General features: G+C 59.2%; 7 protein-coding genes. 4 read left to right on the top strand and 3 right to left on the bottom strand.

Annotated features, from left to right (window positions below; translation table 11 throughout):
• Positions 1–2 precede the first annotated feature (2 nt).
• Positions 3–1,538: an efflux transporter outer membrane subunit gene (locus DI606_RS09945; RefSeq protein WP_293982262.1), complete on the top strand. Its 1,536-nt coding sequence runs from the start codon at positions 3–5 to the stop codon at positions 1,536–1,538.
• 474 nt (positions 1,539–2,012) lie between these two features.
• On the opposite strand, the gene DI606_RS09940 is transcribed toward DI606_RS09945, so the two are convergent.
• The 3 genes from DI606_RS09940 to DI606_RS09930 all read right to left on the bottom strand — a co-directional run bounded on the left by DI606_RS09940 (position 2,013) and on the right by DI606_RS09930 (position 8,523).
• Positions 2,013–4,451, bottom strand: coding sequence for a TonB-dependent receptor (locus tag DI606_RS09940; RefSeq protein ID WP_293982259.1), 2,439 nt, complete (start codon positions 4,449–4,451; stop codon positions 2,013–2,015).
• 216 nt (positions 4,452–4,667) lie between these two features.
• Positions 4,668–6,062, bottom strand: coding sequence for a phosphotransferase (locus DI606_RS09935; protein WP_293982257.1), 1,395 nt, complete (start codon positions 6,060–6,062; stop codon positions 4,668–4,670).
• Positions 6,063–6,147: 85 nt separating this feature from the next.
• A complete protein-coding gene (locus tag DI606_RS09930) occupies positions 6,148–8,523 on the bottom strand; it encodes a TonB-dependent receptor (protein WP_293982255.1) in 2,376 nt (791 codons plus the stop codon).
• A 227-nt stretch (positions 8,524–8,750) separates the two neighbouring features.
• On the opposite strand from DI606_RS09930, the gene DI606_RS20345 reads away from it, so the two are divergent.
• The 3 genes from DI606_RS20345 to DI606_RS09915 are packed head-to-tail and all read left to right on the top strand — an operon-like array spanning position 8,751 to position 12,444.
• The gene (locus DI606_RS20345; RefSeq protein WP_367119471.1) at positions 8,751–9,470 is read left to right on the top strand and encodes an SMP-30/gluconolactonase/LRE family protein; all 720 of its coding nucleotides are present in this window, start codon (positions 8,751–8,753) and stop codon (positions 9,468–9,470) included.
• Positions 9,359–10,957: a GMC family oxidoreductase gene (locus DI606_RS09920; protein WP_293982319.1), complete on the top strand. Its 1,599-nt coding sequence runs from the start codon at positions 9,359–9,361 to the stop codon at positions 10,955–10,957. The genes DI606_RS20345 and DI606_RS09920 overlap by 112 nt, the downstream gene beginning before the upstream one ends.
• On the top strand, positions 10,954–12,444 hold the full coding sequence (locus tag DI606_RS09915) for an aldehyde dehydrogenase family protein (RefSeq protein WP_293982253.1): 1,491 nt from the start codon (positions 10,954–10,956) through the stop codon (positions 12,442–12,444). The genes DI606_RS09920 and DI606_RS09915 overlap by 4 nt, the downstream gene beginning before the upstream one ends.
• Positions 12,445–12,741 lie beyond the last annotated feature (297 nt).

Raw genomic sequence — 12,741 nt, 5'->3', positions numbered from 1 at the left:
GCTTGGCGCCCCTCCTCCTGACCGCGCTTCTCGCCGGATGCATGGTCGGTCCGGATTATGAAGGCCCTCCGACAGTTGCCAGCGGCGCCCAGGGGGGCGCACCCTTCCGCCGCATCGGCGATCTGGCTACGCAGCCGCCCGAAGTCGACGCCGGATGGTGGCGCGCCTTCAACGATCCGTCACTCGATCGATTGATCGAGCAGGCGCTGGCGAACAGCCCCAGCATCGCCATAGCAGAGGCAAGGTTGCGACAGTCGCGCGCCACCCTGCGCGAACAGCAGGCCAACCTCTTGCCCAGCGTCAGCGCGAACGCCAGCTACCTGCGCTACCGGCTGCCGCCGCTCGGCCTCGGTCAGGGTGCTGGTGGTGGTGGGCAGCCCAGTGGGGGTCAGGGGGATGGCGGCGCCCCGAACGGTGGATCGGGCGGCACAGGTTCCTCGACAGAGGGCGGGGGCGGCGGATCGACGAGCGGCGGCCTGTGGTCGGGCGGATTTGACGCCAGTTGGGAAATCGATTTATTCGGCGCGCGACGCAGGCAGCGCGATCAGGCCCAAGCGCAGGCGGAAGCGGCGGAGGCCCGCGTGGCCGATGCGCAGGTCAGCCTCGCCGCCGAGGTCGCGCAAGCCTATATCGACTTGCGTGGCCAGCAGCAGCAGATGGTTTATGCCATGCAGTCTACCCGGTTCGACCAGCAATCCCTAGCGCTGACCGAACAAATGTTCGCGCGCGGTGCCGCTTCCCGAGAGGACGTCGCCCGCCTTCGTACGCAGCTGGCGCAGACAAAGTCGCAGGAAAAGCCGCTATCTGCGCAGGTGGAGCAGTCGTTGAACAGGATCGCGGTCCTGATTGGGCGTGAGCCTGGCTTTGTCGATGCGGACCTTGCCCGTGTAGCACCGGTACCGCGCGTTCCCGCTCGAGTGCCCGTGGAAAATCCCGCCGCCATGCTGCGCCGCCGTCCGGACATTCGCGCGGCTGAGCGGCAGATTGCCGCGACCACCGCTCAGGTTGGCGCCACCACCGCGCAAATGTTTCCGACCGTGTCGCTATTGGGCTTCATCGGCCTCGGCGGTCCATCGCTCGGCGATCTGAGCCCCAGCGATTTCGCTGCAATCGGCACCCCCATGCTGCGCTGGAACTTCCTGGACTTCGGCCGCATCCGCGCCCAAATTCGTCAAGCCGAGGCCGGTCGGGACGAGGCTCTGGCCCAATATCAACAGACTGTCCTGCAAGCGCTCCAGGATGCGGAGGATGCGCTCTCGACCTTCCGCGGCCAGCGCAGCGCGCTGAGCGAACGCCTCGCGGCGGATCGGGCGGCAACGCTGGCGGCAGAACTGGTTCGCCAGCGTTATGCCCAAGGCGCCGTCAGTCTGATCGATTTGCTGGACAGCCAGCGGCAGCAGAACAAAGCGCGCCAGCAGCGAGCGCAAAGCGAGGCGCAGGTCGCCAACGGTTATATCGCCATTGCCAAGAGTCTCGGGCTCGGATGGCGTTCGCCTCAGTCGGATACGCCTTCCTCCATGCCGCCCACTGCAAAGTGAACGGCAGGTTGACCGTCTGTGAGATGGCTGGCGGAGACGCAGCCATCATCGACGGCTGATTTCGGTATCAGCATTCTTATGTTTTGCCGGTAGACGCCTGGGCTATGCGCGACGCCAGCGTAGCGGACACGCTTGACCGAAAATCAGCCTTCGAGAGGTTCATGTTGGCATGCCGGTCCCGTTGACCCATAGGCTCGCCCTTGGCTTATCGAAAATGGATCGTAGACCTAAGCTTGACGCTGCGGATCCCGCCATGTTCCTTGCCGAACGATAGGCCGCACCGATCCCGGTCGGTCTGGTAACCTTTCCCGGCGCGGCTCTCGTAGCCTGGCATATATATCATGACCAGTACCGGAGCTGCTACGCACGATTCTTCGACCCTCGAAAGCGCGTTGTCTTCCAACCCTGACCCGGGGGAACCAACGTGAGAAGACTAGGTGAAGTGGCTCATGCCACTTCACCTATCATTCGAACTCAGAAACGATAAGACGCCGTGGCCCCCCATGTCCGTGGGGCCGCGGTAAAGCCGATCGCGGTTCCGAAGGTGCCATAACCGTTGAAGATGGCGTTATAATATTTCTCTTGCGTCAGGTTGCGGCCCCACAGGGTGAACTCCATGCCTCCGTCGAGTTTGAAATTTATGCTTCCGTTGAGGACGCCATAAGCCTTCAGTCGGCTGAAGCTGTTCTGTGTATTGACGAAGTCGACTGCCGCCGCACGTTCCGCTGCATCGTTGATGCCGTCGTTAAGTGCTGGCGCGGTCAAATCCGCGGTCGCGTAGTCCTGATAGACGGCAGAGGTGTAGGCATAGTCGGCATGAACCGCGATTTCGCCGCCCTTGACAGGGAAACGCTGGGTTGCGCCGATATTCCAGGTCCATCGCGGGGCACGTGGAACGACTTCACCACTGCGGTCGACAGTGCCGCCCAGCCCGGCCGCCGTGAACGATCCCGCCGCATATTTCGCTTTCAGCCAGGATACAGCACCGCTGATTTCCATACCCTGCCAGGGGATCAAAGTGCTTTCAAACTCGATGCCGTGGGCCTTCACATCTCCAGCATTCTGGACGAACTGCGTCAGATTGCCACCGACCAGCGCGTTGACGATATTCTGTGCGCCGTTTCGCCAGATGTAGAAGCCGGCAAGATTGGTCCGCAGATGCCGATCGAAAAAGTCGCCCTTGAAACCGACTTCGGCATCCTTGACCTTTTCGGGCGCGAAGGAATCCGCATTGGGTGGGGTCGGCCGGGAATTGAGGCCGCCGGCCAGCGCTGCGCCGCCCGTCTTTGCATAGAAGAACTTTCCGTCTCCCAACTCGTAATCGACGCTGGCCAGCCATGCAGGATAGCTGAATTTGGCCGTGACGGGGTTCACGCAATCGGGGCCGGGAGCGACGAGATTTGCATTGGCGCCCACGGTGCATAGTCCAGCCGGAGGCAGGGTGACCAACCGACCGTTGGAAAGGAAAGAACCGGAAAAGCCAGGTACTCCTCCGATATATCCCATACGGTTGATCGACCGCTTGTCCCAGGTATAACGGAACCCACCCGTTACCCGCAGCCGTTCTGTCAGCCTGTAGTTGACTTGGCCGAACAAGGCCTTCGATTCCGATTTGTAGGTCGCCAGATTGGTATTGGCCGGAGTCAAATTGAAGCCAAAATCTGTATTCTGGAATACGAACGATTGAGATTGTTCGTCACCCGTTTCCTTGAAATAGAATCCGCCGAAGATAAAATCCAGTTTTCCGAGGCTACCGGAAAATTGCAATTCCTCGCTGCGCTGCTTCTGAGAATAGTCGCTAGCATAGGATGCAATCTTGGCAGGTGTTCCATCGAGATCGGTGCCGTCACCGGTTTTGGCTTCACGATAGGCTGTAATAGATTTGAGCTTTACATCGCCAAGGTCATACTCGACTGTGGCACGAACGCCCCAAGTTTTATTATAGTTGAACGGTGTGTCGACATTGGGGTTGCCCGTGTTGGGATTGCCATATGTCCTGTAAAATCGGCTCTTGTCCTGAAGGAAGCTGGCGATGTCGAACTGACGGGAATAGAGCGCGAGCGCCGGTCCCGCAGGATTGATACCGCGCAGCGCAACGTTGTTATAAGTATCCTTGATATTGGCATAATCCGCTGAGACCGATACAGTCATCGGGATTGCTGTCGGTTCCCAGTTCAGCGTGGCGCGGCCCGCAATGTCGTGATCGATACGAGCGGCGTCCACTCCCCTGATTGGATTCTCACCGAAGCCCTTGCCTCTTTCGCCATAGCGCCCAGCTATGCGCAGGGACAATTCGTTGCCGGAAATCGGAACGGTCATCGCAGACTCGATCGACCAGCTTTCATAGTTCCCGATGCGCCCGGTGACATAGCCCCCGAAATTACCGTCCGGTTGAACGGTGGTCATGTTGAGCGCGCCGCCGGTCGTGTTACGTCCGAACAAAGTTCCCTGGGTTCCCCGCAGAACTTCGACCGATGCCAGATCGAGCAGGCCCAGATTGCCTGCGATCGGGCGTCCGTAGTAAACGCCATCGACATAGATGCCGACCGCAGGATCCGAAAACGAATTGGGACTGTTCTGCGCATTGCCGCGAATGGCGAGATAGATGAGCGATGCATTGCCTGTGCCGCCGGACTGCACCGACAAACCAGGTGCCGCTCTTCCCACATCTGCCACTTCGACGATCTGCCTCTCGAGCAATGCTGTCGGGTCAAGCGCTGTCACCGCTACCGGAACCGTCTGAAGATTTTCCGAAGTACGACGAGCCGTTACGATGATATCGCGTACACCGCCGTTGTCTTCGGAACTGGCGCCGGTACTTTGCTCAGCCGCCTCCGCGGCGTGACCTGCGCACGTCAGACAGGCGCTCATTGCCGTGCCAACTAAAAAGATCGAACGAATTTCCTTGAACATCGCATCCCCTCCGTCATTGATATTTTAACGTTATAAATGATAGTATATTATAATATTGCGACCCAAGTTATATTATAAATTATATGATAAATCTGATCAATCAGCAATATTATTTTAACTATAGCGCAAATTATTGCGAACTTACCATCATATTCTAGCTTCTTATTTGCAAAATGGCGACTGCTATCTTCTCTCAGGCTGATGCAGTCGGTGCGCCTATCTTCTCACCAGCGGTTCCATGGGCACCAAAACGAGATGATCTGGGGGCGCATTCGGACCTGCGATCACCAGACATTGACGCAACATCCTTCGATGGAAGTATCGCGTCAGCGCCTTATCGTCTGAAGGGTCGTTCTTTTCGATCAGTTGCATCAATGCGACCTGGCCGTCCGAAGGATCGGCATAGGACATGCCGAGAAGCTCTTCGATGTCGCTGGCATCCTCGTCCCGCAACCAATCGCGATAGAGCAATTGGTTGCGCAGATAGCTTGGAATAGAGGCAAGAACATTGCGCTGCCATCCGTGGAAGGTTTCGCTTTCCGGCAGCCGCTCGATTTCCGCCTGCAATTTTTGGAGCGCGAGATCGCTCTGATCGGCGGCTGCCGGGGAAGGAAGCGCGATGTCGTCCAGCGCCACATCCAATATTTCGGCCAGGGCTTCCATGCATCGCCGCGCGATCATCGGAACCTGAACTGCCGCCTCGACCCAATCGCCGCCACGTCCCATTTCGTGCATGCCGAACAAGGGGCCGTAAATGGCTTCGGCCAGAAACGACACGGTGTGATAGGCAATTGCATCATAGTCGAGCGGAACACCGATTGCAGTTTCGTAATGACGAAACAGAGCGGCGACGTCACCCATATTTTCGATCGGATGTCGTCCGCGAAAGCACGCAAGATCGCGCATCGGATCCGCCAGATGACCTATCTCGACATCCAGAATGCCGGTAACCTGATCGCCATTGGAAAGAAACTGGCCACAATCGCCGGTTACGAAGGAAATCGATTGGCGGTCTTTCGGATAATTACGGCGAAGCCACCGGGCGCAGAATTCGAGGATTGGATCGGTGATCCCTTGCTCGTCGGTCATTGCATGGAAGCGTTCGAAATTATGCAAAGCAATTTCCCGTGGCCCCTCGGGCTTATAGGCGCCACCGTCTACGAAAGGCTGATTGGGTAACCGGTGTATATCCGCTAATATTTCCATGTAGCGCAGGGACGCAGCCCATCTATCGTCCGTCATGACAGACGCAGTTTCGATCGCCTGTTGGACAAGTCCTGGGTCGCGACCACCGTCTATCCAATCCATAACGATGGTGTTGGGCCGGTCGCACATGCCCAATATCGCCGGAATGGGAATGCCGTTTTCATGCAGAGCGCGTTGCATGCGCATTTCATATACGAGCGGATAGGGATGCGTGGGCCAAGTGCGGTCGCCTTTCAGCAGAAACTCGCGCTTCAATCCATTCTGCATCGCGCTCGCGCGCCAGACCGGGCGCCAACGTCGCTGTTTTTCCAGAACGACTTCAGAACAGCCTAACACATCCTCCAGCCATCGGCTCAATTGCCCGCTGCTTTCGGCCTGATCCTGATCTGCTTCGGTTTGCGCCATCGACGATCCTCTCGATCTTTGCCTTTATATCCGACCGATGCGTCACCCGCTTCCCTAAGCGACGCATCGGCATGTATTTCGTTGATCATTCACCGAAACGATAGCGTACCTCCACGCCATAAGTGCGCGGCGCGCCATAGAAGCCACTGAATATTCCAAGCGCCGCCGATCCCACATTGCTCGACGCCAGATATTTTTTATCGAACAGATTGCGCACGAAAAAGCTGATGTCGGCTCGGCTGTCGCCGATTCCGTTCAGATCCAGGCGGCTATTGACCAGATCGTAAGCGGGGAGAACCTGGTCGGAGGAGCGGACCTTGCTGGAATGGTAATAATCCAGATTGAACACCGTCTCTGCAAATGAGGGCGACACCGGCAATGTCCAGCGCAGACCCGCCGTGACCGTTGTCTTTGCGACGAGATTGAACGGAACCTTGAGCGCTGCGAGATAGGGGCGTAGATCGGCAGGTACCGTCAGCGAACGCGATTTCAGATCGAGAAGAGTCGCCCCCGCGTCGAACGCCAAAGTCGATGTAGGCTGGATGCGGGTCGAAAGATCGATACCCGCAACTCGGGTCTTGCCGGCATTGACCAGCAGCGTCCCGCCGCTCGGATCGTTGCTCGCGTCGCAATCGCCGTCGGGCGATCTGGGTGGGTTCGTTCCCCCCGGTGCGGTCGTGCTGCAACTTGCCTGCGTATTGAGCCCTGAAATCGGCACCTGTACATTGTTGTACCAACCGACGAAGGGCGAAGCATTGAATTGCAGTTTGACACCGCCGGCAGTGAAGTCGGATCGGACGCCGGCCTCCACATCCGTGACCTTTTCAGGAGCGAACGACTGGAATGGTACCAGCCGCCCGGCCAGGGTCGGGCTGTTGATACCGCCGGCGCGATAGCCCCGTCGCGTGACCGCATAGAGGAAGACCGCATCCGACGCCTTCCAATCGACACCCAATTGCCAGGTCAGCGCTTTGGACGAAGTTTCGTTGACGCTTGAATTGCGAATGACTGCGGCACCATTCGCACACTCATCTGGCGAGACGACCGGCTGGTTGTTGAGGCCGCCGCCCACACAAGCCTCGATCTTGTCCCAGGTATGGCGCACGCCCAGATTGACGTGAAGCCCGTCCGCGATCTCATAATTGACATTGCCGAACAGCGCCCTGCTCTTTTCGGTATAGAAACTATAGTTGAATCGCGCGTCGGTGATACCGGGCAGGGTAAAGACGGGAATATAGCTGCCCGAGGGTCCACGCGGCTTGCTATCGAGATAAAAGGCACCGACTAGCCAGTCGAGCCGATTGCCGAGTGCCGATCCCTTCAATTGCACTTCGTCGCTGATCTGTCGGACGTCGGAAGTCTGGCGCCCGCCCACGATCGTCACCGGCAGACCGGCAGGGATCGCGCCGCTTCCGTCGGCGATCAAGGTCGGCAATCCATCGACGCTGGAATAATAGTCGATCTTCGTCCGTCGGTAGCCGAAGATATTGATGAGAGTAATGTCGTCGGACAGATCGAACTCCGTCCTGTTGGTGATGCCGAACCGCTCTACCTTTTCGAACGCATCGACATCAGAGTTGATGACGCGTGGTCCGCGTGCACGCTGCAACGCCAGTTGGGCCAGCGCCGCATTGGCCGTGCCCGTTGCCGTTAGCCCGTTCGGCCCCGGAAGCACGTTGGTAAGCACGGACGCGCCACCGACCGCGTCATTGTGGTAGTAATCGACGATCAGCGTATTGCGGAACGCAGCGCTCGGCTCGAACAGGATCGACCCGCGGATCGCGCGCGAGTTGAGATCGTCCGGGTTTCCGCCGACACCGATATTCTTGGTCCAGCCGTCGCGCTTTTGGAGCTGACCGGCAATGCGAACGGCCAGCGTGTCGGACGTCAGCGGTATATTGACTGCGGCTTCGAGCAGCCGGGCGTCGTAATTGCCGTAGGACGCCTTGGCATAGCCTCCCAATTTGTAGTCCGGCGCAGTAGGATAATAAAGAAGTGCGCCGCCGGTCGTGTTGCGACCGAACAAGGTTCCTTGCGGTCCCTTGAGCACCTGAACCGACGACAGATCGTAAGTCGGAATACTGGACCCTGTGGTGGGGGATGGTACTTCGGCAAAATAGCTAATGACGCCGGGCGCGCTGTTGCCTGCAAGAGCCTTGGACTGGCCCCGGATGGAGAAATTGGTGTTTTCGCGACCGCCCGAACCCGCCAGAAACACGCCAGGCGTCTTGACCAGCAAATCCTGCGTATCGCGTATGTTGGCCTGTCGCAGCGAATCGGCTCCGAACGCTACGACGGAAACGGGTGTTTCCTGGATATTTTCAGCGGTACGGCGCGCGGTCACCACAATGTCGCTGGTGGCGCCATCCTGGGGGGCAGCGACCGAAGATTGAGCCAGCGCCGCTTGAGATGTCGTAAGTAACAGGCCGACTGGCAGTAGGAAACGTCGCAGTCCCTTCACTCTATCTTCTCCCGAATGGTCAAAAGAATAACCATTTTTATCAAAAGCCGGTCTTCTGCCGGCCTGCCGCTTTATCTAGATTTTCAACATCATCCGTGCTGATCTCCGCCGGTCATTACCGATGCGGACCGCCTCGTTTGGATCGTTGCCGATGAGAATCTGCCTGTGGGCCGTACCGCTATCCTCTCGCTTACTATCCCGCCTCATGGACTGGGTATGAGGATAGCATGACGCTAATTCGCGTAACGAATTACCTGTCGAAAGGTGGGTTCGATGCCAGATCGTGCAAATATCCATGCGGGAGCAGCGCGATCTGCATAATTTTGGCGAGAGGGCGCCATGAGCTGTTTCGCACGGGTCCGCTGATGCCGGAAGGACCGATCGCGCAGTCCGACGGACGCAGCCTTTATGTTGCTCTGATCTATGATCGCATCCGCCCCGGACAGGCGCGTCATCGTCGGGCGGGCCTCAGTCAATTTAACGACAGTATGGCCGTGAACAGCGCGGGGCGTATTTGCTGTGCATCGCCCGGCCAAGGGGCTGTACTGATCTTTCCGCCTGAGGGCGGAGCACATCGGCGGATTGAAAAGGGCGATTTCCCGGTGACGAACATCTGCTTCGGGCGCGCGGATGGAAAGGTGGCTTTCGTCACGCTCGGCAGTTCCGGCGCGGTCATATGCATCGACTGGTATGTTCCTGGTCGCCCCCTGGCATTCGGTCGAAACATGTCTCCGCAGCTACCCTTCCTGCCGACAGGTCAGCCGGACCCGTCATTGCTGTTTTGTCCGGTCATTCGAAGAAAAGAGCTAATATGCCAGCCGATTGCTATGACTATATCATCGTGGGAGCGGGATCTTCGGGTTGTGTCATGGCGAATCGCCTGTCGGCAGACCCCACCGTCAAGGTTCTGCTGGTGGAGGCGGGCCCGGACGACAGCAGTCCGTTGATCGCCATGCCTCGCGGCATCGGCAAACTCTTGGCACCGGGCAATCCCCATGTCTGGGATTATGCGGTTTCGCCCGGCGGTAACGCACCTCGGGAATTATGGCTGAAGGGGCGCACGGTGGGCGGGTCCAGTTCGGTCAACGGCATGGTCTATGTGCGCGGTGCTCCGGCAGATTACGACGGGTGGGAAGCGGCTGGCTGCGCAGGCTGGGGCTGGGAGACGATCGGTCGGCATTTCGTCTCGCTGGAAGACCATGCACTGGGCGCCAAGGCATGGCGCGGCACCGGCGGGCCGCTCAAGGTCAGCATGCACCCCGCTGGCGACCCGCTGTGCGAAGCTTTCCTGACGGCTGCCGAGCAGGCAGGAACGCAGCGGGTCGACGATATGAACGACATCCCGGCCGTGACCCAGGGCGGCATGGGCTATCAGCCGACGTCCACCTATCGCGGCAAACGATTTTCCGCCTCCCGCGCTTTTCTAAAGCCGGTGCGCGGGCGATCGAATCTGGACATTTTGCCTCAAACTGACGTCCTTCGTATCGTGTTCGAAGGGCAGCGGGCCAGCGGTGTCGTGTTGCGAAACAAAGAAGGCGTGCACGAGGTCATGGTCCGGCGGGAGATCATCCTGTCGGCTGGCGCGGTACAAAGCCCCAAGCTTCTGCAATTATCGGGTATCGGGCCTCGGACCTTGCTCGAACCACTGGGCATACCGGTCGTGGTGGATGCGCCCGGCGTGGGCGCCAACCTCCGCGAACATCGCTATCTGGGCTTTAATTACAAGGTACGGTCTAACAGCCTTAACGGGAAATTGTCCGGTCTGGGCCTCATCATGTCGGCGCTGCGCTACGCTGTCGGGTCGAAAGGCCCGCTGACGCATGCCGCGCATGAAGTGGGCGGTTTCATCAAGACAGATCCCTCGCTCGACCGACCTGACGCTCAAGTCGGCATGGGTCTTTATTCCTTTCGTACGGACGACAAGGGGGCGGTGGCGCTCGATCCGCACCCGGGCATGACTGTCATCGCTTATTATACGCGCCCCGATAGCCAAGGTCATATAAGGATAAGCTCGGCCGATCCGGACGTTCCGCCGACCATCGATGCCAATCATTTGGCTACCGAAACGGATAGACGGCGTTTTGTCGCCTTGTTTCATTGGCTCCGCCGCCTTGCGCAACAGCCTGCGTTGCAGGACTGGATCGTTGAGGAAACCGGCAAGACCGTCGGGATCGAGGCGGATGAAGACATTCTGGCCAACGCCATTGCCTTGGGCGGCACATCCTTTCACATTTGCGGGACGTGCCGGATGGGATCGGATGAAGGCTCGGTCGTCGATCCGCAACTGCGTGTGCGGGGCGCCACCGGCCTGCGCGTGATCGATACCTCTATTATGCCGACTATCGTGTCGGGCAACACCAACGCGCCGGCCATGGCCATTGCGCTCAACGCTGCGGACATGATCCTGCGGCCTCATCGGGAACCTACGATATGACCGTGCCCTTCACCGCTTTTGACAAGCTTTATATCGATGGTGCCTGGGTCGATGGAGGCAGCGACCGCGACGCCGTCATCAATCCTGCCACCGAAGCGGTGATCGGCCATGCGCCGGTGGGCAACGCCCAAGCCGTCGAAGCGGCGATTGCGGCTGCGCGCGACGCGTTCGACGCAGGAGTCTGGCCGCGCATGGCCATGTCTGAACGCGCGACATACCTGCGGCGGATGCATACGGCCCTGGACAGGCGCAGGCCACAGATCGCGGCGCTGATCGTCGCGGAAGTCGGCTGTTCGCAAGGCATTACCCAAGGCATGCAGGTCGCCAATCCGCTCGACCATCTGCTGGCCGCTCTCGATCATTCGACGCGTGACGACAGTGTGCGCCTGCCCATCGACATCACGCCCGATCCCTTCAATCCGGACGGCCCCAGGAAAATGGGGGGGACGACTGTCGTTCGTGAACCGGTGGGCGTCGTTGCAGCGATCACCGGGTATAATTTCCCCTTCCTCATCAATCTGGCGAAGATCGTGCCCGGACTGCTCGCCGGCAATACGATGGTGCTGAAACCGTCGCCCTTCACGCCCTTCTCAGCGCTGCTGTTCGGAGAGATCGCCCAAGAGATTGGCCTGCCCAAGGGCGTGCTGAATATCGTGACCGGCGGCCCGGAGGTCGGCACGACCCTGACCAGCGATCCGCGGGTCGACCTCGTCACCTTCACGGGGTCGGAAGGTGTGGGGGCCGCGATCATGGCGCAAGCCGCTCCGACATTGAAGCGCGTGCATCTCGAACTGGGCGGGAAATCCGCTTTGATCGTCCGTCACGACGCCGATGTCGCTCGGGCGGCGGCCATGGCGGTCGCCATACTTTCGGTTAATGCGGGCCAGGGTTGCGCCCTGCTCACACGGCTCGTCGTCCATAACAGCATCAGGAAGGCATTCGTCGAAACCGCCTGCGCGGTGGCTGCACAGTTCAAGATCGGCGATCCTGCCGATCCCACCGTGGCGATGGGGCCGTTGATCCGCCAGTCCCAGCGGGAAAAGGTCGAAAGACTGATCGCCATCGGTCGTGACGAAGGCGCGCGGATCGTGCACGGGGGCGGCCGTCCGGCGGGGCTGGATAAAGGGTTCTTTACGGATATCACGATCTTCGACGATGTCGACAACAGCATGACGATCGCCCAGGAAGAGGTGTTCGGTCCGGTCGGTTGCGTCATTGGCTTCGATACAGACGAAGAGGCGATCGGCATTGCCAACGATAGCCGCTATGGCCTGAACGGCGGCATCGAAACCGCAGATGCCGCCAAGGGTTATGAAATGGCAATGCAAATCCGCGCGGGAAGCGTCATGCTCAATGGCGGAACCGGGCGCATGACCTATGCACCGATCGGCGGCTATAAACGATCCGGTATCGGACGCGAATATGGCCCTGACTGGCTGCACGAATATCAAAATCAGAAGTCGGTCTTTTATCCTGTGGGCAGATAGACAGTTCGGCTGAGTATCGGTCCGGCTGCTCCAATCCTGCCATTTGGCCGAGTTTGCAGGCCGCCATCGTGTTTTCGCGTCGTCGAAAGCGTTCGGTTCATCGATTGCAGCGGTAAAGGCCGCATCCCGGCCCGTCGCAAGTCTGGCGCTGACCTGCACCCGACGCATGTTTGTCATCGACGGATCGCACGAAAGGGTGTAAGCGGGGCCTGAGGGCCGCCTTGCGCGGTGCCCATTCGCCGGGATGATTGCCGCTCTTTTAGCGAGGTGGCGGGTGTCGGACGAGATCGGGGATAG

Source organism: Sphingobium sp., from assembly GCF_003248505.1.
Lineage (GTDB): Bacteria > Pseudomonadota > Alphaproteobacteria > Sphingomonadales > Sphingomonadaceae > Sphingobium.
This window is presented reverse-complemented; position numbering and strand designations above follow the sequence as displayed.